Source organism: Marinobacter lacisalsi, assembly GCF_042651045.1.
Taxonomy (GTDB): Bacteria; Pseudomonadota; Gammaproteobacteria; order Pseudomonadales; family Oleiphilaceae; genus Marinobacter; species Marinobacter lacisalsi.
The window spans coordinates 24,770-51,118 of record NZ_JBHSDI010000001.1; the positions used below are offsets into that span (position 1 = coordinate 24,770).

A 26,349-nucleotide genomic window follows, 5' to 3' on the forward strand; every position below is an offset into this window, starting at 1 on the left:
ACCCCACGCTCACTTCAGGCCCAGGGCCCGGGCGTGGTGGTCCAGATGGTCGTCGATGAACGACGCAATAAAGAAGTAGCTGTGATCGTAGCCCCGGTGCATCCGTAAGTCGATATGGTGATGGGCCTTTTCACAGGCTTCCACCAGGGCTTCCGGTGCCAGTTGCTGCTCCAGGAATTCATCCGCCGTGCCCTGGTCCACCAGCAGGGGCAGGCGCTCCCGAACCTCCGGAATCAGCAGGGTGGCGTCCCATTCCCGCCAGGCCTGCTCATCATCCCCCAGGTAACCGCTGAACGCCTTGCGGCCCCAGGGGCAGTTACTGGGGTTGGCGATGGGCGCAAAGGCAGACACGGACTGATACTGGCCCGGGTTCCTCAGGGCACAGACCAACGCCCCGTGCCCACCCATGGAATGGCCGCTGATGCCCCGCTGCCCGGTGATCGGCAGCTCGCTCTCCAACAGTGCCGGCAGTTCAGCCACCACATAGTCGTGCATGCGATAGTGCCGTGCCCAGGGTTCCTCGGTGGCGTTTATGTAGAAGCCGGCACCGGAGCCGAAATCGTAACTGTCATCCTCCCCGGGCAGTCCCAGCCCCCGCGGGCTGGTATCCGGGCAGACAATCGCCATGCCCAGTTCGGCGGCTCGGCGCTGGGCGCCGGCCTTCTGCATGAAGTTCTGGTCGGTGCAGGTCAGCCCAGACAACCAGTAAAGGGCCGGCACCGTCTTCGGCTCAGGGCCGACAGCAACCGGTGGCAGAAACACGGCAAATTCCATGTCGCAGTCCAGTACCGCCGACCGATGGCGGTAACGACGGTGCTCTCCCCCGAAACAGACATTCGTTGCCAGACATTCCATACCTGATCTCCCGGGTATTCGTAGTGAAAAGAATGATGGCGGGGAAATTCAGCGAGCCTCGGCAAAACGCCCGACATCGATACCGGCACCCACCCGGGCCAGTTCCGCCAGGATGGACGTACGGGTGACAATGCCCACCAGACGCCCATGATCCTCAACCGGGTACACTTTGGGCTTGCCGTGCCCAAGGTTCTGGGCCAGGTCGACCACGGACATTTCCGGGCTGATCGTCACCGGTTCCGTCTTCATCACGTCGTCCACCGAGGGCTCGCCCTCGCCGTGATAGTTGCTGACCAGAAGCGCATGGATACAGTCCTGTTCGGACACAAACCCCACCACCTTGCGGCTATTATCCACGACCGGAAGCCCGGTGACATGGTTCTGCAAAAGATGTTTCACCACCGCTGGCAGCGGCGTGCCCAGCCGCACCGGCTCGATGTGGTTCCACATGATGTCCGAAGCTTTCAGTGAGCGCATCATGAACGTCCTCCTGTTCCCTTTTCTTCCTGTTATTGTATTGGTTAAACCGTCCTCATACGCCCCTACCTTAGGCAAGAACCCGGCAAAACGAAATATCATTATCTCACCTATTTGTGCCGGATTGCCCAACTTACTGATTTGAAACATTTACATCCGGTAATCCCTGACTAAACTTCAACTGGATTTCCAATACTTCATTGAACTCTGTGGCGCCTGTCGCCCGGACACATTGCAACGGAGCACACCATGGAAGCAATCAGCAACGCCGTTTCCTACATCAACGGTCTTGTGTGGGGCCCACCCATGCTGGTCCTGATCCTGGGTGTGGGGTTATTCCTCAGCCTGGGCCTGAAACTGATGCCTGTCCTTCGTCTGGGGGACGGCTTTCGCCTGATGTGGAAAGGCCGCACGGGCGGTGACGCGGAATCGGAAGGGGAAATTCCTCCCTTCCAGGCACTGATGACCGCGCTCTCAGCCACCATCGGCACCGGCAATATAGCCGGGGTCGCCACCGCCGTATTCCTGGGCGGCCCCGGGGCCCTGTTCTGGATGTGGCTGACCGCCCTGGTGGGCATGGCCACCAAGTATTCCGAGGCGGTACTGGCGGTGAAATTCCGTGAAGTGGACGAGCGGGGCGCCCATGTAGGGGGCCCCATGTACTACATCCGCAACGGCCTGGGTCCGAAATGGGCCTGGCTTGGCGTGCTGTTTGCCGTTTTCGCCGCCATTGCCGGCTTCGGTATTGGTAACACCGTACAGGCCAACTCGGTGGCGGATGTCCTGCAGACCAACTTCGCCCTGCCGCACTGGGTCACCGGCCTGGTCCTGGCTGTACTGGTAGGCCTGGTGCTGATCGGTGGTATCCGCCGCATCGGCCAGGTGGCCAGCGCCCTGGTGCCGCTGATGGCCATTTCCTATGTCGCTGTCGGGCTGGTGGTCCTGGCCTTCAACGCCACCGCACTGCCCGCCGCCTTCGCCATGGTGTTCACCGATGCGTTCACCGGCACCGCCGCCCAGGGCGGCTTTGCCGGCGCGGCTGTGTGGGCGGCCATCCGCTTTGGTGTTGCCCGGGGCATCTTCTCCAACGAGGCAGGCCTGGGCTCGGCCCCCATCGCCCACGCTGCCGCCCAGACCCGCAACCCGATCAACCAGGGCATGGTGGCCATGCTGGGCACCTTCATAGACACCATCATCGTGTGCACCATAACCGGCATGGTGATCATCTCTACCGGTGCCTGGGACAACGGCGAATCCGGGGCCGCACTGACCTCGGAAGCCTTTGCCCTGGGCTTCCCGGGGGGTAACTACGTGGTGGCGATTGCCCTGGCGGTGTTTGCCTTTACCACGATCCTGGGCTGGTCATTCTACGGCGAGCGCAGCGTCGAGTTCCTGTTCGGCGTCAAGGCGATCGTACCCTACCGGGTGCTGTGGATTATCGCCATACCCGTAGGCGCCACCCTGAACCTGGGCTTCGTGTGGCTATTGGCGGACACCCTCAACGCCATGATGGCACTGCCCAACCTGATCGCCCTGATCCTTCTCAGCCCGGTGGTTTTCCGCCTGACGAAGGAACACTTCGAGAATCAGCGCCGGGTGGGTGGATAACCCCGGGTCTGGCAGCTTAACTAAGAACATGACCAAAGAGTATAAAACCGGCGCAGCCATACCCTTGTCGAATGGCTGTGCCGTACCCATAACTGTCTAATAAACAAGATGTCCCGTTTGATCAGTTCGCTGACGACTGCAAACTGACCAGACAGGACTCCGGGCTTCCGACGCCACTCAGCCCCGGAAGCTTCGACATGGCCAACACTATGGACCGTGCAGATGCCTGCAGGTCGCACCACCAATGGAGGAAAAGGTATGAGTTTACGTCTAGGCGACACCGCACCCGACTTTGAACAGGACAGCAGCGAAGGCACCATTCGCTTTCACGAGTGGTTGGGTGACGGCTGGGGCATCCTGTTTTCCCACCCGGCTGACTTCACTCCGGTATGCACCACCGAACTGGGCCTGACCGCCAAGCTGAAAGACGAGTTTGCCAAGCGCAACGTCAAGGCCATCGCCCTGAGTGTGGATCCGGTGGACTCCCACAAGGAGTGGATAAACGACATCAACGAAACCCAGGGCTGCGAGGTGAACTTCCCGATCATCGCAGACGAGGATCGTACGGTGTCCGAGCTGTACGACATGATCCACCCCAACGCCGATAGCAGCCTGACTGTCCGTTCCCTGTTCGTCATCGATCCGAACAAGAAGGTCCGGCTGATCATCACCTACCCGGCCAGCACCGGGCGCAACTTCAACGAAGTACTGCGGGTAGTGGATTCCCTGCAAATGACCGACGAGCACAAGGTCGCCACCCCGGGCAACTGGGAGCGGGGCGAAGACGTGGTTATCGTACCGTCACTGCAGGACGAGGACGAAATCAAGCAACGCTTCCCGAAAGGCTACAAGGCCGTGAAGTCCTACCTGCGCATGACCCCGGACCCCAGATCCAACTGGTCCGGCGAGTAAGCTTACCCATTCGATAGCCAGGGATGGCTGCGCCCAAGGCGCACAAAAAAAGCCGGCCAGGGAAACCTGGCTGGCTTTTTTACGATTCCGACTCACGGGAGCCGGCAGGCATCGACCAGCTTTAGAACGCCGGCACTACTGCGCCTTCGTACTTCTCATTGATAAACTCGCGCACGTCCTCAGACGTCAGCGCCTCGGCCAGCTTCTGCATGGCCTCGGAATCCTTGTTGTCCGGACGGGCAACCAGAATGTTCACGTAGGGAGAGTTGGCACCCTCGATCACCAGCGCATCCTTGGACGGGTTCAGGCCTGCTTCCAGGGCGTAGTTGGTATTGATCAGCGCCAGATCCACCTGGTTCAGAATACGGGGCAGCGTAGCGGCCTCCAGTTCCTTGAAGTCCAGATTCTTCGGGTTCTCGGCGATATCCCTCGGAGTGGCAGTGATCTTGCTCTCGTCCTTAAGCTTGATCACACCCGCGTCCTGCAGCAGCAGAAGTGCACGGCCGCCATTGGTGGGGTCATTGGGAATGGCCACGGTAGCACCTTCCTCAAGCGCATCCAGGGAATCGATCTTCTGAGAATAGGCACCGAACGGCTCGATATGGACGCCGGTCACGGTGACCAGATCCGTGCCCCTGCCATCGTTGAACTCATCCAGGTACGGCTGGTGCTGGAAGAAATTGGCGTCCATCCGCTTCTGGTCCACCTGGATATTGGGCTGGACGTAGTCGGTGAACACCTTCACCTGCAGATCCACACCGTTCTCCTTCAGCTTCGGCTGGATGAACTCCAGGATCTCCGCATGGGGTACGGCTGTAGCCGCTACCGACAGGGTTTCTTCCGCCTGTGCACCGGAAAAGGCCGCGAATGCGGTCAGGCCGATCAGGGTTTTCTTAAAATTCATAAAAACACTCCTGCTATTTAGATATAAACGCATTATTTAAAGGCACGAAAAGAGTTTGGGGGCGCCCGGTGCGGGGACGCTTTTCTGGACCGTCGAAAACCAGGGACGGTTTTCGTCGAGCCCTACATGGACGTACTTGCGGGCGTGTCCAGAAAAGGGTCACCGTTCCGGGTGACCTTGCCCCAATGTAGAAGCCCAAGCTCTCGAATGGCGCGACGTAGCCATATACGTACTTGCGGGCGTGTCCGGAAAAATGTCACCGAATTGGACGCTTCCCCCAATCTAAAAATCAAATCACTTGCGGCTAAAATACAAAACCAGCCGATCCCCAAGCATCTGCAATAACTGCACAAACACCACCAACAGCGCCACAGTAATCACCATGACATCCGTCTGGAACCGTTGATAACCGAAACGTATCGCCAGGTCACCCAGACCACCGCCGCCCACAACACCGGACATGGCCGCGTAAGACACCAGCGTAATCGCCGTCACCGTGATGCCGGCAATGATGCCCGGCAGGGCTTCCGGCAGCAGCGCCCCCAGCACGATCTGGCGGACATTGGCACCCATCGCCTGGGTGGCCTCGATGATGCCCCGGTCCACCTCCCGCAGGGATGTCTCCACCAGACGGGCAAAAAACGGCGCACCGCCGGCCACCAACGGTGGAATGGCCCCGGCCACCCCCAGCGACGTGCCAATGATCATCACCGTCACCGGAATCATCACAATCAGCAGGATGATAAACGGCACCGACCGCAACACATTGACCACAAACGACAGGATGGCATAGGCCACCGGCTGTTCCAGCAACTGCCGCTTGCCGGTCAGGAACAACAGAACGCCCGTGGGCAGCCCAATGAGCACACTGAACAGCAGCGACATACCCACCATCACCAGGGTGTCCCAGCTGGCCCAGCCGATTTCCACCCAGTCCACATTACCCAGCAGTGATTCCATCATCGCACCACCTCCACATGAACATCCGCGGCATCGAATTCCGCCATGGCCTTCTCCAGGTCACCCCCCACCAGGGAAAGGGTAAGCTGGCCGTAGGGCGTATCCTTGATATGGTCGATACGACCGGAGAGGATGCTGAAATCCACCCCCGACGCCCGGGCCACATGCCCCAGCAATGGTTTGTAGGTACTTTCACCCCGGAAGGTCAGCCGCAGGATCCGGCCGCTGGCCTGATTGAAGTCCTGCTCCAGCTCCTCCCGGTCGATATTCTCGCTCTCGAAGACAAAATCGCGGGTGGTCGGATGCGACGGGTGCAGGAACACATCCGTTACCGGGCCGCTCTCCACAATCTCGCCACCGTCCATCACCGCCACCCGGTCGCAGATACGACGCACCACGTCCATCTCGTGGGTGATCAGCACAATGGTCAGTCCCAGTTCCCGGTTGATCTCAGCCAGCAGGCGCAGTACCGACTGGGTGGTCTGCGGGTCAAGGGCACTGGTGGCCTCGTCACACAGCAGGATGGTCGGGCGACACGCCAGGGCCCGGGCAATGCCCACACGCTGCTTCTGGCCGCCGGACAGCTGTGATGGGTACTTGTTGCCCTGGTCGGTAAGACTCACCAGCGCCAGCAGCTCCGCCACCCGCGCTCGAATCTCCTCTTTCGAATAGATGCCCGCCAGTTTCATGGGGAAAGCGATGTTGTCCGCCACCGTCCGCGACGACAACAGATTGAAGTGCTGGAAGATCATACCCACCTTGCGGCGGAACGCCCGCAGCTCGGCAGCGTCATAGTGGGTCACGTTTTCGCCGTCCACCAGAACCCGGCCGCCCGAGGGCCGCTCCAGCAGATTGATCAGCCGCACCAGGGTGGATTTGCCGGCACCGGAGTGACCGACGATGCCGAACACTTCCCCGGTGTCGATGGTCAGATCGGTAGGTTTCAACGCGGGGATCGCCCGGTCGCCCACCTGGTAGGATTTCTGAACCTGGTCAAGTTCAATCACAAGCTAAAAACCTTCCGTAAGGGAGTCTCTGGTCGACTCCCAGGGCTTTGGCCGTGGCCTTGTGGGCGCGGCACGAAAAGCCGCTGATTATAACGCAATCACCCGGCAAACCCGAATGTTGGATTTTGTATCCGTTGGTGTCCCAGGCCGGGGTAAATCCGTGAAGTGTAGTATGATTATTTAGTTTACAGAGTCATCTATCGTCAGGAGGCGCTACCCATCGTGAGCGATCCCGAATCTTCAGTTACACGGATGAATTCCACCCAGGCATGGGTCTCCTACCTCAGCCGGGTCGAACTTCCCGTACTGGCCAATACGCTGCGACGGATCAATGAGCTCACCGACAGTGACAGCAGCACCGTCAACCAGCTGGCCGAAGTCATCATCAACGATGCCCAGCTCACCTCACAGGTACTGCGACTCTCCAATACGGTGTTCTACAACCAGACCCGGGTGCAGGTCAGCACCGTCAGCCGGGCGATTACCCTGATCGGCTTCGACTCGGTGAAGTCCATGGCGATCTCTTCCCTGGTCGTGGACTCGCTGCTCAATCGCTCCTCCCGACCGCACCTGCTCAAATGTCTGGCCCGGGCCATTCATGCGGCAGTGCAGGCCCGCAACCTGCTTCCCAAGCGCAATGAGCGGGCCCAGGAGGAAGTGTTTATCGGCGCCTTGCTGATGAATATCGGCGAGCTGGCATTCTGGGCCTGTGACACGGAGCAGGCCAGTGAACTGGAACAGGCACTCAGGGCGGGCAAGCCCGACGTGGAGGCACAGAAAGCCATACTTCACACCACCTTCCCGGAAATTACCCGGGGACTGGCGGAAGCCTGGGCCCTGGGGCCCTTTATCCGGGACGTGGTATCGTCCAGCCGCGCCAACTCCGACGCCAGCCAGCTGGCCCGTCATGCCGTGAATATGGCTGAGCTGGCGGAGGATGGCTGGCGTACACCGGAGATGGATCGCCTGATGGAAACCCTGGGTGGCGAACTGGATGAGACGCCCGCCGTTATCCGTGACCGGGTCAGGCTGAATGCGGGAGAAGCGGGTGAGGTTGCGGTGTCCCTGGGCATACCCCAGGTACAATCCCTGATGCCGGATGGTACCGGCGATATCGAAATGCCACCGCCGCCGGAAGTCGACACCGACCTGCAGCTGCGCATCCTCAGGGAACTGGCCCAGAGCCTGACGGAAAAACCAGACCTGAATAACGTCTTCCAGCTGGTCATGGAGGGTATCCAGCGGGGAATCGGTCTCAAACGGGTAGCGCTGTTGATGTCAGACCGGGAGGGCCAATACCTGACTCTCCGCAAGAGCGCCGGACCCCAGACCGAAAGCTGGCGCAACCACTTCATGGTCCCGCGCAACGGTACAGGTCCCCTGGGCGCACTCCTGCCCCGGGATACCTGCACCGTCTACCAGCCACGAAAACCGGTGCAGGAACAGGACTTCGACCCCTGGCTCGGCCGGGTGCCCGCCCTTATAGGGCCGCTGGTGACTAATGGTCGCATGCTGGGGATGTTCTACGCGGATTTCGGGGCCAACGGCAACGAGCCCGGCGACGAGCACCTGCAGGCATTCAGCCACTTCCTGCAGCATGCCCAACTGTGTCTGACGCTGATGGCCGGGCGCCCCGGCCAGTAGCGGCGGCCCTGCCCGGTATCAGAGCCTGCCAATCGCCAACACTACAGTTCGTACAGCTTGGTGACATGCAGAATCGGGCCGGTCGGAGCACCCGTGGGTGAGCCACCTTCCGGCTCAAGGCTGATGGCCAGGGTCCGGCTCCGGCTCAGGGCATCCCGTGCCGCGTCGTCCAGGGTGACCTGATACACGCCCCCCAGTTTCATCACCCCGAGTGACAGCGGCTGCCCGTTTTCCGGCACAACCCACAACTCGTAGTCCTTACCCGCTTCCGGTCCACTCGCCGCCACTGACCGCAGCCTCAGCTTCCGATCACCAGCGGTCTCGCTGATCAGCCAGAGTGGATCACTGAGGTTTTCCTGGACAATGGCGCCGGCCAGTCCGGGGCCTGTGCCAGGCTGTTGCACCAGCATGACCGCCAGCACCAGGGCCGCCGCGGTGGCCACCAGACTCCACCCCGGCCACAGCCAGGCCATGATTCGGCTGCCCATGGGCGTCGTACTGGGGGCAGGCCAGATACGCTGTTCAATGCGTTTCCAGACCCGGGCCGGTGGTTGCTTCTCCGGTACCGGTTCCGCCAGACCGGAAAGCTGCTGCTCCCAGTACCAGACTTCCTGACGCACCCGGCCCGATTCCATCATCCACTGCTCAAAACGCCGGCGGGCGCCCCCGTGCAGGGTACCGAGCACGTATTCCGCCGCCAGCATTTCAATACGCTCCGTTGTCTTTTTCATCCTTCAAGACACCTCTTCAAAGCCTGCAGGCCACGGCGCACCCAGCTCTTGATGGTCCCTATTGGCGTACTCATGGTGGTGGACAGTTCCTCGTGGGTCATGCCCCGGTAGTAACTCAGCAGCAGGCAGTCCCGCTGATCGGCGCTGAGCTCGTCGATGCAGCCGGCCAGGGCCCGGTTACCGGCACCGGCGAGGGAGGATTCCAGGGGGCCGGCACGGCCGTCCGCCACATCAGCGAGGGCGTCTTCACCATCGGCCTGTCTCACCTTGCGGGCCCGCATCAGATCCAGGGTGCGATACCGGGCAATGGTCATCATCCAGCTCATGGGCGAGCCCCGGTCACTGTGGTATTCACCGGCATGGTGCCAGATGCGGATAAAGGCCTCCTGCAGCGCCTCTTCCGCCAGTTCGTGCTGGCCCGCCAGTCGATGACACAGGCCAAACAGGCGCCCGGCAATGGCCGCGTAAAGCGCCTGAAATGCCTCCCGGTCCTGATGTGCCACTGCGTTGAGCAGCCGCATCAGGTCCTCCTGGCCCGCTTCTTTATTCATGGACATCTCCCTGCCGGCATCTGATGAGTGAACGCGCCTGTTCACGATACGGGGCGGCCCCGGGAAAAGATGCACCTGGACCAGTGAAAAATTTCTGTACAGAGCTGCATCTTTTTCCGTAGACCACCCGTTACCTCCCCTGAACACACCAACAATAGCAACCAGTGAGGAATCAGCCATGACTACAGCAATGAAACGCTCCGGCCTGGCCATCGCCATTACCGGGCTCTGTTTCGCCGCCGGCATGAGCCAGGCATCGAGCCACCGCGAAGCCCCGTTCATCACCGAAGCCCCCAAGGTGGACGGCACCGACTTTTACATGTTCCGCAGCTACGAGGCCAACCGTGATGGCTTCGTGACCATGATCGCCAACTACCTGCCATTGCAGGACGCCTACGGCGGCCCCAACTACTTCGACCTGGATGAAGACGCCATCTATGAAATCCATGTGGACAACAATGGCGATGCCACCGAGGACCTGACCTTCCAGTTCAAGTTCAGCGACCTTCTCAACGACATCCAGCTACCGGTGGGACCGGACGGGAACCAGGAGATGGTGTCGGTGCCCCTCAAGAATATCGGCGACGCCAGCAACAACGACAATGTCCAGTTCCGCCAGGAGTACACCGTGAAGGTAATCCGCGGTGACCGACGCACCGGCACCAGTCAGACCGCCATGAACGTTGACACGGGCATGGAGACCTTCAGCAAGCCCCTGGACAACATCGGCGGCAAATCCTTCGCCGATTACGCCGGCTATGCCGATGGCTTTGTCCACAACATCGCCATTCCCGGTTGCAGCACCGACGGCAGGGTCTTCGTGGGTCAGCGCAAGGAAGCCTTCGCGGTGAACCTTGGAGAAATCTTCGACCTGGTCAACACCAATCCCCTGGGGCCCCGTAATGGTGAGGGCGCCGGCGACCTGGCCAAAAAGAACGTCACCTCCTTTGCCCTGGAAGTGCCCACCGAGTGCCTGACCGGCAGTGCCCAGACCGCCTCGGGGGATCCGGTGATCGGTGCCTGGACCACCGCGAGCCTGCGCCAGATACGGGTACTCAATCCTGCACCCAACGCCAATGACAAGGGTGCCGCTATCGAAGGTGGCGCCTATGCCCAGGTGTCCCGTCTGGGCATGCCCCTGGTGAACGAAGTGGTCATTGGCCTCAAGGACAAGAATGGCTTCAATACCAGCGAACCCAAGGATGATGGCCAGTTCGCCACCTACGTGACCCACCCCACCCTGCCAGAGCTGCTGGAAATCCTGTTTGCCGGCGCCGGTGCCGAGGCACCCAACAACTTCCCGCGCACGGACCTGGTCACGGCGTTCCTGACCGGTGTACCGGACCTGAACCAGCCTGAAGGCGTCACTGCCTCGGAAATGCTGCGCCTGAACCCGGCGGTCCCGGCAACGGCACCCGTCTCCCAGAACGACCTGGGTGTTCTCGGAGCCGACAATGCCGGCTTCCCCAATGGCCGTCGCCCGGTGGATGACGTGGTGGACATCGCCCTGCGAGTGGTTATGGGTGCCCTTACCACCGACGCCCCCAACAAGGATGCCCCGTTCACCGACGGTGTGCAGCTGGACCCGGCGGAGCTGAAGACCAGCTTCCCGTATCTGGCCACCCCCGTCGCCGGTTCACCCAACTCGTAAGGAGCGGATGATGAAAGCCATTATGCGAACAACCGGCGTTGCGCTGCTGGGACTGGCCCTGGCCGGATGCGGCGGCAGTAGCGGGAGCAGCAGCAACGACAGCAACGACGACGGCCCCGCAATGACCGAGCAGGTCGGTACCGACTTCATCATTGCGGAACTGGACAACACGACCGACAACCGGGACGCGGTCAACCTCGACAACAAGGAGTTCAGCTTCAATGACCAGCAAGCCATTGACGCGCTGTTCTGAAGCGGATGGGCAGCTGCCGGCGTCCGGATTCCGGTCCGGACGCCGGGCCCTGCTCCCTGCCCTTCGGGGCAGGGTTGCCTGGGGACTGCTGACACTGACCGTGTCAGCAGCCTGCCTCAGCGAACCCGCACCCATTCAGACCCAATTTTCCGATGACCAGGTGCTGGTGACGCTGCCTGACCTGGCCCCTGTCACCGACACCTCCTTTTCCAATGCCGGCAACCTGGCCGACCAGGTCCAGGAACACCTGAACCAGGCCCGCGCTACCGGCGACCCCCGTTTTTTGGGCTATGCCCAGCGCCTGCTCCAGGACTGGCCCGAGAACCGCATGACCGAGCGCTTGCGGGTATTGCGGGCGACCCTCTGGCAAAGCCTGCATCGCTTTGACGACGCGCGCGCGGACCTGAATCGGGTGCTTGGCGGCAATCCCGACAGACAACAACGGATTCAGGCCCTGCTGACCCTGGCCAACCTGGAAATCGTGCAGGGCCGATACACCGAGGCTGAACAGGCCTGTAACCGGTTACAACAGCATTACCCGGGCCTGATCGCCGCCAGCTGCGCCGCCCAGGTGGCGGCCCGCACCGGCCAGGCGGAGTCCGCCTATCAATCGCTGCTGGCCCAGGCGCAGCAGCCACAACCCCGGCACAGCCGTGCCTCCCGGGCCTGGGCCCAGGGCACCCTGGCGGATATTGCCGCCCAACTCGGTCGCGAGGAGGCCGAGAGCCACTGGCGCCAGACCCTGGCACTGACTCCGGATGACCTCTACAGCCGCACCCAGCTTGCCGACTGGCTGATCCAGCAGCGGCGCTACCCGGACGTCATCGACCTCACTGACGGTCACGAGTCGGTCGACGCCCTGGCAGTGCTGCGGGCGATTGCCCTGGAAGCCACCGGCGCGCCGGCAGCGGGGGCACTGATCCAGTCCCTGGAGGAACGCTTTGCCGAGGCCCGCTGGCGCGGCAACCTGCTCCATCAACGCGATTACGCACGCTTCCTGCTGGATCTGCAGCAGCAGCCGCAGCAGGCCCTCGCACACGCCCGCGACAACTGGCAGGACCAGCGCGAACCCATGGATACCCGTCTGCTACTGAGGGCCGCCCTCGCCAGCGCTGACGATTCAACCGTCACCAAAACCGCCAACTGGCTGGCCACCAACCGCCAGCAGGATGCCCGCTACCCGGAGGTTCGGCCATGACACGTTATCTGAACTGGCTGATGCTGACCCTTCTGGCCCTGACTACCACCAACGCATCCGCCCACAAGGCCAGCGATGGTTTTATCTACCTGGACCAGAGCAACCCCACAGCGAGTACCGTGCGCGTTGATCTGGCACTGCGGGACCTGTCCCTGGCCCTGCCCATGGACAGCAACGGCGACGGGCAACTCACCGGCGCCGAGGTGAAGGCGGCGCGGGCGGCTGTCACCGGGTTCGTGGAGTCGGGCCTGGACCTTCGCAGCGACGCCGGCGCCTGTATCCTGAAGGGCACCCAATGGGGCCTGGCGCGGCACAGCGATGGTCCCTATGCCGCCACCCGCTATGACATTCACTGTCCCGGCGACGCCCCTGCCACCGCCATGAACTATAACCTGCTGTTCGACCTGGACCCTCTGCACCGGGGCCTGGTGCAGAGGACCACCGTTTCGGGCGAATCGCTGGCGGTGATGGGCCCGGATCAGCGGCGCCTGGATCTGGCGGCGCCACCGTCCGGTTTCGAAACCTTCGCGAGCTTCCTGTATGAGGGGGTGGTGCACTTGCTGATCGGACTCGACCATATTCTGTTTCTTCTGGTGCTGATCCTGCCAGCGACGTACCTCCAACGGCGCCAGCGCGAATCAGCGGCGGAAACCGGAAGGGCGGGTTTCCGGGCCCGGCTCTGGCAGCTAACCGGGATTGTGACCGCGTTTACCGTGGCCCACTCCATTACCCTGGCACTGGCAGCACTGGATATTGTGCAATTACCCATAGCCTGGGTGGAAATGGTGATCGCGCTGTCCATTCTGGTGGCGGCCATGAACGTTGTCTGGCCAATACTGGGCCACAAGACCTGGAAGCTGGCGTTCGGCTTCGGGCTCATTCATGGCTTCGGCTTTGCGAGTGTTCTGGGGGACCTTACCAGCGGCGTATCACAGACGGTGACCGCACTGGCAGGCTTTAATATTGGCGTGGAACTGGGGCAGCTTGGACTGCTGATCATGGTCTTTCCCCTGCTGTTTGTCCTGGGAAAATATCGTGTCTACGCCCGCGCGGGCGTGCCCGCCATGATTCTGGCGGTGTCCTGCATCAGCATCTATTGGGTGACCGAGAGGGCCGGGCAGCTGTACTAGTGTGCTTGACGGTACACTGGCGACAGAGGCTCCGGACCCCATGGGTTGTATGACAAGCCATGGGGTCCGGTGGTTAGCGGGTCAGTGCAGGGCCCGCATCTGCCGTGGGTATAACGCCGCGCTGACTTCCGGCTCTTCCAGCATGTCCGCCAGCTCACGATCCACGTCGGTTTCCTCACCTTCTTCAGGTAAAGGCTCGAACAGGGTGTTGAGCCAGGAGGTTACGGACGGTGCCTCTTCCCGCTCATATTCGTTGGACAGCGCACCGATGGTACGGAAGCCCACGATACGCTGATGCCGGGGGTCACGAATCTGTTCGAACCCACGCCAGTAGATACGATCACGGGTGTGCAGCTGCACGAACAGGGTATCAATGGGTTCAGGACCATCTTCGTGTTCTTTGCGGGCTTCCGCTTTGTTATTGCGCTGCCTGATGGTGGTCCAGGCCGGATACAGCAGGGCCACGGCATCTGCCTCAACGTGTTCCCGTGCAGCACGAAGGATCAGGGCCCACCGGGCCTTGTCGGCATCGGTTTCAAGGGAGTTGATGGGAAGGTCGTAGCTCTGCTCGCTGGAAAGCACGATGGCCATAATCGGCGCATCCAGCTCGCCCATGGCTTCCGCCTGTGCTACTGACACCAGTTCTTCGATTGCCATCGGTTGGTTCATGATACTCGCCTCCTCGATGCCATCATAAAGAGGAACCGGCTCGGAAACCGGTTCCGGAGAACGGGGCAGCGATGACTGCTATCCGTTCATCACAGCATAGCCTGATCCGCCCCCAAAGATAAACGTGGGATTTATGGGCTCAGATCACAAGTCCGGCGCTTATCTGTCTGCATCGGCTGTCGTCTGCCAGAGATTTTCATAGCGCCCGTACCAGGGAGCTGCTTCCTCCAGCTGGGCCGCCAGCTGCAGTAGCCGGGCCTCAGCGCCATGGGGCGCGCCAAACTGCACACCTACGGGCATGCCCTGGGAGTCCCAGCCCAGGGGCAGCGAAACCGCCGGCGTACCGGTCAGGTTGGCCAGCTGTGTAAACGGCGTTCGCGCCAGGCTCTCCATGGCCAGCTGGTCAACAATACCGGCACGGTGCATCAGCTTGCCGGCATGAGCCCGAACCAACAGTTTCGATACCACCTTCATGGCGGGCGGCAGGTCCATTTGACCGATGGTCGCCGGCGGCTGGGCGGTGGTGGGGCTCAGGTAGAGGTCGTACTGACCGAAGTAGTCTCCGAGGGTACGGGCGAAATCGTTCCATTGCTGGCGCATGCGGACATAGTCCGGCAATGGGAAACTGCGACCAAGCATCGCCAGCACCCGGGAATCGAGCTCGAAGTCATCCTTGCTGGCGCCCTCTGCCATGGCCATGTCGATAAACACCGGCACTTCCCCGAAATAGATGCCCAGATAGCATCGGGCCAGCGCCGCGCCGTCAACTGCCGGCGCGGCCTCCTCGACATCATGCCCCAGAGATTCCAGTAACCGGGCGGCATCCTGCACGGCAGCCACACAGTCGGGGTGCACGTCGCCACCATAGGGCGACCGGGTAAACAGGCCGATGCGCAGCTTGCCCGGTGCCTCGCTGGCCAGCTCGCTCCATGGCCGTCCGGGCGCATCGATCCGGAACGGGTCTCCGGCACTGGCGCCCGCCAGCACGTCCAGCATGGCGGCACAGTCGCGAACGGTGCGGGTTACCACATGATTGTCCGCTGCACCCAGCCAGCTTTCACCGGTCTGCGGCCCCCAGGAAACCCGACCGCGGGATGGCTTGAGGCCCACCAGGCCATTGTAGGCCGCCGGAATGCGAATGGAGCCACCGCCATCGTTGGCACCGGCCACCGGCACGATACCGGCCGCTACGGCCGCGCCGGAGCCACCACTGGAACCTCCCGGTGTATGATCCGTGCCCCAGGGGTTGCGGCTGGGCCCCCAGAGCGCGGATTCGGTGACCGCCTTGAGTCCGAATTCCGGTGTCGCCGTGCGACCCAGAAATACCAGGCCCGCTTTGCGGGCCCGGGTGACGTAATCGGAATCCCGCTCCATGATCCGGTGCCGCAGACCCCGACTGCCCATGGTACAGGGCTGGCCGGCCTGCTCCTGGCCCAGGTCCTTGAGCAACATGGGGACGCCACCGAAGGGCCCATCAACAGGGCGCTGCTCACGGGCTTCACTGAATTGAGGCAGGCAGATAGCATTGAGGGCAGGGTTCAGGGCTTCAGCACGCTCTATAGCCGCCTCGGTTACCTCTGACCGGGACACTTCGCCCCGGCGTACCAGATCGGCGAGGCCCGTCGCGTCGTATTGCAGGTAATCGGAAGGTTTCATGGAGTTAATCCGTTGTTGTTGGGATTCCGGATGCCGTTGAGGTATACCTTGCGCATAACTCCCTGGAGTTTATCAGTAGTTTTTTGACATGCCGACAAATCCACCACTGGAGCCGGCGCGGTAAGCAAGTGCGCCAGGCGAAAACGACTGAAGGGCCCCATGCACCATCTTTGCCGGCTACCCCGCCGCTTCCGCATGGTGGGCGTGTTGATTCTGTGCTGCCTTTCCCTGCTGGCACACGGCAACCCCACCGCCCCGGTAAACGACTGGCAGACCATTGTCCGCAACACGCCCTACTGGTCGAGCCAGGGGGTGTACAACAATGTTCTCGACATACGTCGCTGGGTACTGGAAGAGTCCGGTTACTGCGCGGACCCCGAGCGGCACCTGCTGTTCAACCACCGGGGCCAATTCCTGGGCTACACCAGCAACGCCTTAACCAGCGAGGAAACCCAGCAACGCCTCAACAGGCTACGGGAAAAACTGGCCCGGGAAGGACGGGCCTCCGCCTGGACGCCAGGCGCTGACGGCACCACCGGCTACCCGTTTGCCCTGGCCTGTGACCAACCCCATGCCCGGCTCGAGGAAGCCCGCAGCCGCTACCTGGGAGATGACCCCAAGGCCCGGCTCTGGGGGCGCTGGGACGACCTGGACTTCGCTTCGCCAGAGAGTCCGGGCACCCTCCATGACGCTCTCCTGTATGTCTATAGTACCCGCAGCAACCAACAACGCCAGTCACTACCGCAAGAGCTGCCCCGTTATCTCGCCGGCATGCTGATGATCGAGAGTGGCGGGCGCGCCCGGGCGCATTCCATCGCCGATGCCAGGGGCATCATGCAGCTCACCCCACAGGTGTTGTCCGACTGTGGTGTGGCACCGCGCAACCACTGGCATCGCCTTGCCCAGCTGGACTGCGCCATCAAGCTCATGAGCCAGAACGCCCGCATTCTGGAACCCGCCATCAACACGTATTTTGCCGAACTGCCGACGGCGAAACGCGAACGGCTGTTCACACTGCTGCTGATCCAGGCCTACCATGGCGGGGCCACCCGCGTTCGCCGCCTGCTGGACGATGACGACCTGAATGGCCCTGCCCAATACTTTGCCGAATACCATGAACGCTTCAGCGCCGGCGACATCGCCTTTGGCATGATCTTCCACAACCTGGGCAGGGATCGACTGGGCCTGGCATCACTGTATTATGTGGCGGATGTGGAACTGGCGACCCAGGCGATTGCCCGGTCGTTCTGAATCATACCGGAGGATGGTTTGCTGTCATTCCTGCCACCCGGCCTGGCCCCGGATATCGCGCTGCTACTGATGGTCTGCTCGGTGTTCACCTCCATGGTGACTGCGTCGCTGGGCGCTGGCGGTGGCGTCATGCTGCTGGCGCTGATGGCCATGTGGGTGCCACCGGCCGCGGTTATTCCGGTCCATGGCATTATCCAGCTGGGGTCCAACGCCGGACGCATGACCATGACCTGGCGACATATCGACTGGCGAGTTATTGCCGCATTCGCCCCCGGCGTCGTACTGGGCGCTCTCGCCGGCAGCCTGCTGCTGGTAAGCCTGCCGCCCTGGGCATGGCAGCTGACCATTGCACTGTTCGTGCTGTACCTGTGCTGGGGCCCCAAACTGCCACCCCTGGCCCTGGGCCGGGGTGGAATTCTGGCAGCGTCCGCCCTGACCAGCTTTATATCGCTGTTTGTGGGGGCCACCGGCCCACTGGTGGCGGCCTTTATCAAGCAGATTCATGAGGATCGATTCACCACCGTGGCCACTTTCGCCACGGCCATGACCCTCCAGCACCTGCCCAAGGCCCTGGTGTTCGGTCTCGCCGGTTTTGTATTCCGGGACTGGATCGGCTTTCTGGCCGCCATGATCGCCTGCGGGTTTGCCGGCACCTGGCTGGGATTGCGCCTGCTGGGCCGGCTGGGCAACCGGTCCTTTCAGCTTATCTTCAACGTCCTTCTGACACTGCTCGCGGCCCGGTTGCTGTGGCTGGCATGGTTGCAGTGGTAACCGCTCAACCTGCCTCTGGCGCCGGAATCGCCACCACCTGATTGCGGCCCTGTGCCTTGGCGGCGTAAGCGCCTTCATCGGCACGGGCCATGGCATTCCGGGGGCTGCTGTCCGCAGCGCTCAGTTCCGTCAGACCGATACTGGCGGTGACACCGAAATCACGGCCATCGTGAGCAAGCCGGAGCGATTCAATCTCGCTGCGCATGTGCTCAGCCAGTATCAGGGCGCGATCAAGGCCACAGGCCGGCAGCAGGATGGCGAACTCGTCACCCCCGAGGCGGGCTACCATATCCGACCGTCGTACCGAACGGCGGAGGATATCCGCCAACTGACGAAGCAGTTCATCCCCAAGCAAATGCCCGCCCTCGTCGTTGACCGGCTTGAAATAATCCAGGTCGATGGCCATCAGCACCGTCGGGGTTTCCAGGCTGCCTGCCTCCCCCAGCCATTTCACCAGGTCAGCAGAGAAGGCCCGGCGGTTGAGCAGCGATGTCAGGCTGTCGTGGGTGGCCTGCCAGGATAGCTGCTGCTCCTGCTGCCGGCGTTCACTGTCATCACGGATCACAAACACCAGCCGTTCGTCCGGCTCACCCCGACTGACATGAAGCATGGTGACCTCTATATCCAGGGTCTGGCCGCCCCGGTTGCCCAACACCCCATCCAGGCCGTGGATCTCGTCACTGGCAAGAAAGTCCTCTGCGCTCAGCGGTTGGCTCTCGGTCTGAAACGTCACCAGCTCGAACAGCTGTGCCCCGATCAGGTCGTCGGCGTACCCGATGAACCTCGCTGCGGCCGGGTTGGCATAACGAATGTTGCCCCGGGTATCGGTCATCACCACGCCCTCATGGAGGACGGCGAGGATGCTCTCCCCTCTTTGCTGTTCTGCCCGCAGGCGCGCTTCCACTTCCGAGCGGTCCGACATGACCTGGTTGAAGGTACCCGCCAGTTCGCGAATCTCCTGGTAGCCGCCGGCATCCACCGGCTGCTCGCGAACGCCAAGGTGGCGCTCCCGGATCTGCTCGGCCAGGTCCATCAGTGGATTAAGATAACGCCGGGACAGATAGAAAGCGACAGGCATCAGCACCAGCGCCACTATGGCGGCGATCCACGCCAGGTCTTCTCCCAGGCGATTGACCGGGGCCATGGCATCATGCAGGGGCCAGGTGGCGGAAACGTACCAGGGGGCCATATTCAACTGCTGGATTGCGACCAACGACAATTCTCCGTCGCGGGAGGTGCCCCGGGTGACCCCTTCGAACCCCTCCATTCCCGCCAGGTCCGCAGCATTACCGGTATTCACCGTCTTTATACCGCTGTGGTAACCCTTCTGCACCAGCAGCAGGCCAGAACGGCTCACCACACTGATGTACCCATCGTCACCAACGCCGGTACTGCTGACTTCGCTCAGGAAATTGTTGGACGTCAGCACAATAGACCCTGCCAGCACGCCTACCATCGCTCCATTGTGGTCAAACACCGGGGCAGTCATGACCACCGTGGGCAAATCCCGCAGCAGGGAGGAGAAGGGTTGCGAGATCTGCGGGGTCAGTTGTGCGACGGTATCCTGGAAATAGGGGCGCCCTGACAGATCGGCGCCCTTCAACCCGGGTACTTCCGGATAGCTTTCCAGGATTCTTCCCTGCTCGTCCATCAGGAATATATTTTCGAACAGGTGGGAGATCGGCCGCTGGCGCTCCATGATCAGGCGGGAAAACTGGCGAAACGAGGTGGCGTCCATTTTCATGGCGTCCGCCGCCTCCGACAGGACGCCGAATCGTTCGATCAGTTTCCGGTCCAGTTCATAGGCGACCATCTTCGCCACGGTCGACACCTGAGTGCGGGTCTGACGTTCGAGCTCATCACGACTGATGGCCATATTGATAAGACTGACGATGACCACCGTCAGTACAACCGCACCCACAAACAGGACCACACCCCTGTTCGCCAGGCGGTCAAACCAGGCTCGCATCGATGCGCTCTCCTGATATTGTCAGCAACTTCATCAATCTCATGCGTAGCTGAAAAACTCTCTGATGACTCACGGCTTTGTCAGGCACATCGGAGCTGGCGGCTAACGCCCCGATGGCGCGGCACATTACCTCATTGAACCGATCTGCTGCCACCAGTTTAACAGACCACCCCGAACCTGGCCGGTGACAGGAGTTTCACTGGATGAACTCAATAAAAATTGTTATCGTTTGCGTTCACTTGCATTTTATTCAGGATCGATGCCATGCCTGACTCTGCAGACCTGACGTCTCTGGAATCTCCCCTGCAAAACCTGGTAGCCATGGGCGGCCCGGTCATGTACGTGCTGATCGCCCTGGCAACTCTGGGGGTTCTGACCTTTTTCTACCTCACCATCACAGGGGCACTGTTCGCCCCCCGTTCCGTGGGAAGCGTTCGCCGTGAAGTGGCACAGTGGAAGCAATCCGGCACCTGGCCGACGGCGTCAGGTTCTTTCCTGGCCCGCTGCAACCCGATGCTGGCCCTTTCCCGCCGTGCCATGGCCGGTGTCAGCAATGGCGAACCAGCGGACAGTCTGCGGGAGAATCTCGCCCAGGGCGCCCAAAGAGCCCTGCAGCCCTTTGAGGCACCCCTGAAAATTATCGAGGTCATTGCCGCGCTGGCACCGCTATTGGGCCTGTTGGGCACGGTTATGGGCATGATGGAAGCCTTCAGCGCCATGGCCACCACCGAAGGTCGTGCCAGTGCCAGCCAACTCAGTGGTGGCATCTACGAGGCACTGACAACCACCGCCGCCGGCCTGGTGATTGCCATTCCGTTTGCCGCCATCGCCGCCTGGGCCGAGTTCCGGCTTCGCCGGCTCAACAGCCAGATGAATGAGCAATTGCTGGACATCCTGAACACCGCCACCGTCACGGCGCCTGCCGAGGCGCACCAGCAGCCTGCTCGGCAGGACAGGCAGGCTCCGGAACCCCGGGATGCCTCCCGCCAGCCCACCCGGGTTGCCCATGCCGCTGGTTAAACCCCGGCCCGCGCGTCCCATGCCCATACGGATGACACCACTGATCGATGTGGTGTTTATCCTGCTGGTGTTCTTTATGGTGACCAGTTACCTGCTACCCACCGGCTACCTGGAGCTGGAAAATGACACGGCGCCCGGCCGGGGCGTCGATGGCGAAGCGCTGCCGCAACTTCAGTTGCTGGCCAGCGGCGAGGTGCGCTGGCAGGAGAGGAACTGGCAACCACGGGAGCTCAGCCGGCAACTGCTTGGTGCCGGCCACCGGGAGGTCCGGCTGGCAACGGAAGGTGAAGTGGCCCTGGAGCGCTTCACCCTCACCCTGAGCGAACTGGACAATGCCGGGATCGACGCCCGATGGAAACGCTCACCCCCCGACAGCACGACAACGTCAACACCATGACCCCATTGACCCCGGAACCCTTCGAGGATCGCAAGACGCTGCTTGAACGGGTGGAAGACAGCCTGCTGCCGCTGATCAACCTGGTCTTTCTGCTGCTGATGTTCTTTATCGTGGCCGGCCAGTTGACCGATACCCCGTTGCCCGAACTGCCCGAGATGAAGGCGTCAGAGGCGGGCGAGCAGCCAGAAGCCGACCTGGTGGTCAACCAGCAGGGGCAGTTCCTGGTTGCCAACGAGCCAGTAGCCCTGGACAACCTGGCCAGTGCCCTGCCAACCGCAGAGGAGCTGGAACAGCCACTGCGCATCGGGGCATCCGGCATCACCACCATGAACGACCTGGAGACGTTGTTCCGCAGGCTGGAGGAACTTGGTCACGAAGAGGTCATCCTGTTGACGGAGCCGGCGAAATGAACAACACCGCCCGCACCGTCATTTTCGTGATCGCCCTGTCACTGACGGCGGTGACGGTCTGGCTGTCCGTCCCCTCCGTGCCCAGGCTCGAACTGAAAACCCAGGGCAATGCCACTGTCACCATGCCGGCATTGAAGGTGTCGCTGGCAGGGGGCACGCCTGAGCCGACAACGGAAGAGCAACCCTCCAAACCGGAACCGGCACCAGCGCCACAGCCGGAACCTGAACCAGAGCCCGAAACAGAGCCCGAACCAGAGCCCGAGCCGGAACCCGAACCCGAACCCGAACCTGAACCTGAACCTGAACCTGAACCTGAACCTGAACCCGAACCTGAGCCAAAGCCAGCAGAAGCAGAACCTCAGCCGGTGACGCCCACCGAAGCCGAGATTGCCGAGGCAGTGAATGCCTCAACCATCGAGGCACAAGCCGCTGCAGACACACCGGAACCGGACGCCGGGGCCGACCAGGCCACCCGACAGGAACAGGTACAGCTGATGGCAGGGGAAGATGAAGAGGTCGACCGGTACCTGAGTAAGCTGGCCCGACACCTGAACCGCTATCGGGAATACCCCCGCCGTGCCCAACGCCTGCGCCAGGAGGGCACCCCGGTGGTGCACTTCGAGTTCGACCGCAACGGCAGGCTGCTGGAAGCCTGGCTGCGGGACTCTTCCTCCCACCGGCTGCTCGACGAAGCCGCCCTCGAGCTGCTGCGGGACGCCAGCCCGTTGCCGGAGGTGCCCGATTCCATGGTCGGCCGGAGCTTTACCTACACCCTTCCGGTAGGGTACAAGTTGCGTTAACCGACCACTACAGCACACACATGACACCTGATCCGAAAGCCAGCCGTGCCATCGCCCGGCTGATGTGCGACACCACCCGCGACACACTCTGGTCCAGCTATCGTGACCGGCTGCGCCAGACACGGCCCCATGCCGACCTGCAATGCCGCACCGGCTCCGGTCGTGCCACCTATCATCGCTATGACCACCGACACCAGATTCACCTGATCACCTATGGTGTCCGTATGGTCATGGCGAAACAGACACCGGAAACGGCTGCCAGCTGGCTGTCCACCCGTGAGATACGCAGCCGGGGTTACTTTGGCGGCGAAATATCGGTCCTGAACCTGCTGGCGCACACCTGCACCCATGAGTTTGCCCACTTGCTGCAGCAACATGCCGGCAAGCGCTATCACGGCTCGGTGCACAACCACCATTTCTACCAGTTGCTGGATCAGCTCAATGATGTGGGACTGGCAGATCGCACCCGCCGGCACCTGGCGGATCTCGCCAGGCACCATGGACTGTTCCTGGACGACAGGACGATGGCCCTGCCCTGCCAGCAACAGCAGGCAGGGCAGTGGCAAAAAGGGGATCAGGTGCGTTTCGGGGAAGGCCGGGCTGCCAGGGAAGGTCAGGTTATCAAGGTCAATCGCCGTACCTGCACCGTGGAGGGTACCGGCGCTTCCCGGGGCCTGCGTTTCCGGGTGCCCTTTGTCATGCTGGAAGCCGCTGACGCCTGACCCGGTTCAGGGGATGGCCTCCACTGGCTCCGCTCTGGCAGCAGCCAGACATGCCTTCAGCTCCGGCACGCAGGAACCGCAGTTGGTGCCGCATTTCAGCCGGTGGCCCAGGGCCTCCACATCGTCAGCCCCCTCACGGATTGCGGCCTCTATCTGCAACTCCCCAATACCGAAACAGCTGCATACCAGTGGTCCGGTATCCGCCACGTCCACATCCCGCGCGGAGAGCAGGCCCCGACGCTCCTGATCGCTCAGGGTGCGGCCATCGAACAGCGATGACAGCCAGCCGGTATCGGGCAGGTCATCGGCACGACGGGCCACCAGTAGCACTCCCTGAAGTCGTCCGTTGTGCAGCCTGGCGGCACGATAGAGTCCGGAGGCACTGTCTTCCAGCACCAGGTCCGGGGCACCGCCCAGCCATCGGATCACCTGCCGTTGCCACGCCACGGGCTGGCAGCCGGCCACCCACCAGGCATCGCAATGGGCCTGGGGTACGCGGGTCCAGTAGTCCGCCTGCCAGCCTCCGGGGGCGGACATCGGCCGGATCAGCCGGCCATGCCAGGCGGCGTGCACCGGTCGCACGGAGACTACGCCATACTTCGATTCCGGCTGGCCCGAAATCGGGTCGGTTACCGGAACGATCAGTGAACTGGCCAGAGCGCCGAGGCTGAACTGACCATTCCAGTGAATGGGTACGAACACCTCGCCCCGTCTTTGCCCCGGCTCGGCCCGTACCCGACCCAGGAAAGCGCCCTGGTCGTTCCGGCCGGTGAGCCGCGCCAGGCCACCGGCTTCAAGGCCAAGATGAACCACATCGTCCGGGTGCAGATCGATAAAGGGCTCCGACCGATGCTGTACCAGCCGGGGGGAGCGGGCGGTTCGGGTCATGGTATGCCACTGGTCCCGGATGCGGCCGGTGTTGATGATGACCTCCCCCGCCTGTTCCGGCTGCGCCGCCGGTACCCGGGGTTGCACCGCCACGAAGCGGGCACGACCATCATTGGTACTGAAACGCCCATCGGCGTATAGCCGGGCACAGCCACGGGGGTGTTTTCCGTTGACCGGCCACTGCACCGGCGACAATTGCTCATACTGATCGTCGGTCAGGTGGGCCAGTGACGACAGATCAAACTGCCGGGCCCCGTCGTTATCCAGGGCCGACAAACGGGCGTGCTCCCGGAACACATCGGCGGCGGTGGCCCAGCGAAAGGCGTCACCGTGGCCCAGCCGCTTGCCCACCTCCGCCAGGATGCGCCAGTCGGCCCTGGCGTCGCCGGCTGCCGGAAGGAACCGGCGCTGGCGTGAAATACAGCGTTCCGAGTTGGTCACGGTGCCGTCCTTCTCGCCCCAGCCTTCCGCCGGCAGCAGGATGTCCGCCAGTTCGGTGGTGTCGGTACGGGCAATGCAGTCGGACACAATCACCACCGGGCAGTGTTTCATGGCCTCACGGATATGGGACGAATCGGGCAGGCTGACCGCCGGGTTGGTACCCATCACCCACAGCACCTTGATCTCGCCCCGATGCACCGCGTCGAACAGTTCCACCGCCTTATGACCTGGCGCCCGGGGAATCCGGTCGGTGCCCCAGAAGCCGCCCACCCGCTCCCGGGCGCCCGGCGTATCGTATTCCATGTGGGCAGCCAGGGTATTGGCCAGGCCGCCCACTTCCCGCCCCCCCATGGCATTGGGCTGACCGGTCAGGGAAAAAGGCCCCGCACCCGAGCGACCGATGCGGCCAGTCGCCAGGTGGCAATTAATGATGGCATTGCCCTTGTCGGTACCGGTCGAGCTCTGGTTAATGCCCTGGGAGAAGGCGGTCACCGTCCGCGCTGTATCGGCAAACCAGCGATAGAAGGTGACAACATCCTGTTCCGGCAGGTCACAGGCCCGGGCTACTTGCTGGGGGGCAAAGGCACCGCAGCGGGCGGCAGCCAGGGCTTCATCAAAGCCCTGACAATGCTTTTCGATATAGCCGCGGTCCAGTGCCCCGGTATCCGCCAGCCAGACCAGCAGTCCGTTAAACAGCAGCGTATCGGTGCCCGGTTTCAGGGCCAGGTGCAGGTCCGCCAGCTCGGCGGTGGCGGTTCGCCGGGGGTCAATGACCACCACCCGGCGCCCGGGGCGGTCGGCGGCCTTCATGCGCTGGTACAGCACCGGGTGATTCCAGGCGGCGTTGCTGCCGGTGAGCACCAGCAGGTCCGCCAGTTCCAGGTCTTCGTAGCACCCCGGCACCACATCTTCCCCGAACGCCCGCTTGTGGGCTGCCACCGCCGACGACATGCAGAGGCGGGAATTGGTATCCACATGGGGCGTGCCAATGAAGCCCTTGGCCAGTTTGTTGGCGGCGTAATAGTCCTCGGTCAGTAGCTGACCGGAAAGGTAGAAGGCAACAGATTCCGGGCCATGGCTTTCCACCGCTTCGCGAATGGCTCCGGCCACCTCGTCCAGCGCCCGGTCCCAGGACACCCGGCTACCCAGAACCCGGGGATAGAGGGTCTGCCCCTGACTGCCCGTGGTTTCATGCAGACTGGAACCCTTTACGCACAACCTCCCGAAGTTGGCCGGGTGGGCCTTGTCGCCCGATACCGGCGGACTGTCGGCCTCGCGGTCGCCGGCCTGGGGAGTGGCCATCACACCGCAGCCGACTCCGCAGTAGGGGCAGGTGGTTCGACGGGGTTGTTGTAGTGTCTGGTTGCTCACGGTCGCTCCGCAAATTCCCTGTGGTGGTTGTCCGGGCATAAAAAAAGCCCGACTGGCGTGCCCTGACGGACCTCCGGCCGAAGCCGGGGTCCGGGAACAGACC

25 protein-coding genes are annotated in these 26,349 nt (G+C 62.3%); 14 read left to right on the plus strand and 11 right to left on the minus strand.

Going from position 1 to position 26,349, the window contains the following annotated elements:
* Positions 1-9: 9 nt before the first annotated feature.
* Together fghA and ACFOZ5_RS00120 are read right to left on the minus strand one after the other, a co-directional pair.
* A complete protein-coding gene (gene fghA, locus ACFOZ5_RS00115; protein WP_379884541.1) occupies positions 10-855 on the minus strand; it encodes an S-formylglutathione hydrolase in 846 nt (281 codons plus the stop codon).
* Between the two features lie 48 nt (positions 856-903).
* Positions 904-1,332 carry a CBS domain-containing protein gene (locus ACFOZ5_RS00120; protein WP_379885404.1) on the minus strand — a complete coding sequence of 143 codons (429 nt, stop codon included), beginning with the start codon at positions 1,330-1,332 and terminating at the stop codon, positions 904-906.
* A gap of 249 nt (positions 1,333-1,581) precedes the next feature.
* Here ACFOZ5_RS00120 and ACFOZ5_RS00125 point away from each other — a divergent pair, with 249 nt between their 5' ends.
* Positions 1,582-2,940, plus strand: a complete 1,359-nt coding sequence (locus ACFOZ5_RS00125; RefSeq protein ID WP_379884543.1) for an alanine/glycine:cation symporter family protein — start codon at positions 1,582-1,584, stop codon at positions 2,938-2,940.
* A 258-nt stretch (positions 2,941-3,198) separates the two neighbouring features.
* Positions 3,199-3,852: a peroxiredoxin gene (locus ACFOZ5_RS00130; protein ID WP_379884545.1), complete on the plus strand. Its 654-nt coding sequence runs from the start codon at positions 3,199-3,201 to the stop codon at positions 3,850-3,852.
* 121 nt (positions 3,853-3,973) lie between these two features.
* On the opposite strand, the gene ACFOZ5_RS00135 is transcribed toward ACFOZ5_RS00130, so the two are convergent.
* The 3 genes from ACFOZ5_RS00135 to ACFOZ5_RS00145 all read right to left on the minus strand — a co-directional run bounded on the left by ACFOZ5_RS00135 (position 3,974) and on the right by ACFOZ5_RS00145 (position 6,723).
* Positions 3,974-4,756, minus strand: coding sequence for a MetQ/NlpA family ABC transporter substrate-binding protein (locus tag ACFOZ5_RS00135; protein WP_379884547.1), 783 nt, complete (start codon positions 4,754-4,756; stop codon positions 3,974-3,976).
* A gap of 294 nt (positions 4,757-5,050) precedes the next feature.
* Positions 5,051-5,716 carry a methionine ABC transporter permease gene (locus tag ACFOZ5_RS00140; protein ID WP_379885405.1) on the minus strand — a complete coding sequence of 222 codons (666 nt, stop codon included), beginning with the start codon at positions 5,714-5,716 and terminating at the stop codon, positions 5,051-5,053.
* Positions 5,716-6,723: a methionine ABC transporter ATP-binding protein gene (locus ACFOZ5_RS00145; RefSeq protein WP_379884549.1), complete on the minus strand. Its 1,008-nt coding sequence runs from the start codon at positions 6,721-6,723 to the stop codon at positions 5,716-5,718. The genes ACFOZ5_RS00140 and ACFOZ5_RS00145 overlap by 1 nt, the downstream gene beginning before the upstream one ends.
* Before the next feature lie 222 nt (positions 6,724-6,945).
* Here ACFOZ5_RS00145 and ACFOZ5_RS00150 point away from each other — a divergent pair, with 222 nt between their 5' ends.
* On the plus strand, positions 6,946-8,367 hold the full coding sequence (locus tag ACFOZ5_RS00150) for an HDOD domain-containing protein (RefSeq protein ID WP_379884551.1): 1,422 nt from the start codon (positions 6,946-6,948) through the stop codon (positions 8,365-8,367).
* 41 nt (positions 8,368-8,408) lie between these two features.
* Here ACFOZ5_RS00150 and ACFOZ5_RS00155 read toward each other — a convergent pair whose 3' ends face one another.
* A complete protein-coding gene (locus ACFOZ5_RS00155; protein ID WP_379884553.1) occupies positions 8,409-9,098 on the minus strand; it encodes an anti-sigma factor in 690 nt (229 codons plus the stop codon).
* Positions 9,095-9,649, minus strand: coding sequence for an RNA polymerase sigma factor (locus tag ACFOZ5_RS00160; RefSeq protein ID WP_379884555.1), 555 nt, complete (start codon positions 9,647-9,649; stop codon positions 9,095-9,097). The genes ACFOZ5_RS00155 and ACFOZ5_RS00160 overlap by 4 nt, the downstream gene beginning before the upstream one ends.
* A gap of 178 nt (positions 9,650-9,827) precedes the next feature.
* Between ACFOZ5_RS00160 and ACFOZ5_RS00165 the strand changes: the two genes are divergently transcribed.
* The 4 genes from ACFOZ5_RS00165 to ACFOZ5_RS00180 are packed head-to-tail and all read left to right on the plus strand — an operon-like array spanning position 9,828 to position 13,881.
* Positions 9,828-11,300 (plus strand): DUF4331 domain-containing protein, encoded by a 1,473-nt coding sequence (locus ACFOZ5_RS00165; RefSeq protein WP_379884557.1) that lies wholly within the window; start codon positions 9,828-9,830, stop codon positions 11,298-11,300.
* Positions 11,301-11,310: 10 nt separating this feature from the next.
* Positions 11,311-11,553, plus strand: coding sequence for a hypothetical protein (locus ACFOZ5_RS00170; protein WP_379884559.1), 243 nt, complete (start codon positions 11,311-11,313; stop codon positions 11,551-11,553).
* Positions 11,522-12,751 (plus strand): hypothetical protein, encoded by a 1,230-nt coding sequence (locus ACFOZ5_RS00175; RefSeq protein ID WP_379884560.1) that lies wholly within the window; start codon positions 11,522-11,524, stop codon positions 12,749-12,751. Before ACFOZ5_RS00170 ends, ACFOZ5_RS00175 begins: the two co-directional genes overlap by 32 nt.
* On the plus strand, positions 12,748-13,881 hold the full coding sequence (locus ACFOZ5_RS00180; protein WP_379884562.1) for a HupE/UreJ family protein: 1,134 nt from the start codon (positions 12,748-12,750) through the stop codon (positions 13,879-13,881). The genes ACFOZ5_RS00175 and ACFOZ5_RS00180 overlap by 4 nt, the downstream gene beginning before the upstream one ends.
* An 81-nt stretch (positions 13,882-13,962) precedes the next feature.
* Here the strand turns inward: ACFOZ5_RS00180 and ACFOZ5_RS00185 are convergent, their stop codons facing one another.
* Positions 13,963-14,550, minus strand: coding sequence for a hypothetical protein (locus tag ACFOZ5_RS00185; protein ID WP_379884565.1), 588 nt, complete (start codon positions 14,548-14,550; stop codon positions 13,963-13,965).
* A gap of 159 nt (positions 14,551-14,709) precedes the next feature.
* On the minus strand, positions 14,710-16,206 hold the full coding sequence (locus tag ACFOZ5_RS00190) for an amidase (protein ID WP_379884567.1): 1,497 nt from the start codon (positions 16,204-16,206) through the stop codon (positions 14,710-14,712).
* A gap of 159 nt (positions 16,207-16,365) precedes the next feature.
* Here ACFOZ5_RS00190 and ACFOZ5_RS00195 point away from each other — a divergent pair, with 159 nt between their 5' ends.
* Entirely contained in the window at positions 16,366-17,457 is a 1,092-nt protein-coding gene (locus ACFOZ5_RS00195; protein WP_379884569.1) for a lytic transglycosylase domain-containing protein, read from the plus strand.
* Positions 17,458-17,526: 69 nt separating this feature from the next.
* Complete coding sequence (locus tag ACFOZ5_RS00200) at positions 17,527-18,228, plus strand: TSUP family transporter (RefSeq protein WP_379885406.1); 702 nt, start codon at positions 17,527-17,529, stop codon at positions 18,226-18,228.
* 4 nt (positions 18,229-18,232) lie between these two features.
* Here ACFOZ5_RS00200 and ACFOZ5_RS00205 read toward each other — a convergent pair whose 3' ends face one another.
* Entirely contained in the window at positions 18,233-20,197 is a 1,965-nt protein-coding gene (locus ACFOZ5_RS00205; protein WP_379884571.1) for a sensor domain-containing diguanylate cyclase, read from the minus strand.
* Between the two features lie 264 nt (positions 20,198-20,461).
* Here ACFOZ5_RS00205 and ACFOZ5_RS00210 point away from each other — a divergent pair, with 264 nt between their 5' ends.
* The 5 genes from ACFOZ5_RS00210 to ACFOZ5_RS00230 are packed head-to-tail and all read left to right on the plus strand — an operon-like array spanning position 20,462 to position 23,546.
* A complete protein-coding gene (locus ACFOZ5_RS00210) occupies positions 20,462-21,217 on the plus strand; it encodes a MotA/TolQ/ExbB proton channel family protein (protein WP_379884573.1) in 756 nt (251 codons plus the stop codon).
* The gene (locus tag ACFOZ5_RS00215; protein ID WP_379884575.1) at positions 21,204-21,614 is read left to right on the plus strand and encodes an ExbD/TolR family protein; all 411 of its coding nucleotides are present in this window, start codon (positions 21,204-21,206) and stop codon (positions 21,612-21,614) included. The genes ACFOZ5_RS00210 and ACFOZ5_RS00215 overlap by 14 nt, the downstream gene beginning before the upstream one ends.
* On the plus strand, positions 21,569-22,024 hold the full coding sequence (locus ACFOZ5_RS00220; RefSeq protein ID WP_379884577.1) for an ExbD/TolR family protein: 456 nt from the start codon (positions 21,569-21,571) through the stop codon (positions 22,022-22,024). Before ACFOZ5_RS00215 ends, ACFOZ5_RS00220 begins: the two co-directional genes overlap by 46 nt.
* Positions 22,021-22,824 (plus strand): TonB family protein, encoded by an 804-nt coding sequence (locus tag ACFOZ5_RS00225; protein WP_379884579.1) that lies wholly within the window; start codon positions 22,021-22,023, stop codon positions 22,822-22,824. The genes ACFOZ5_RS00220 and ACFOZ5_RS00225 overlap by 4 nt, the downstream gene beginning before the upstream one ends.
* 20 nt (positions 22,825-22,844) lie before the next feature.
* Entirely contained in the window at positions 22,845-23,546 is a 702-nt protein-coding gene (locus ACFOZ5_RS00230; RefSeq protein ID WP_379884581.1) for a hypothetical protein, read from the plus strand.
* A gap of 6 nt (positions 23,547-23,552) precedes the next feature.
* On the opposite strand, the gene ACFOZ5_RS00235 is transcribed toward ACFOZ5_RS00230, so the two are convergent.
* Positions 23,553-26,246 (minus strand): nitrate reductase, encoded by a 2,694-nt coding sequence (locus ACFOZ5_RS00235; RefSeq protein WP_379884583.1) that lies wholly within the window; start codon positions 26,244-26,246, stop codon positions 23,553-23,555.
* Positions 26,247-26,349: the final 103 nt, after the last annotated feature.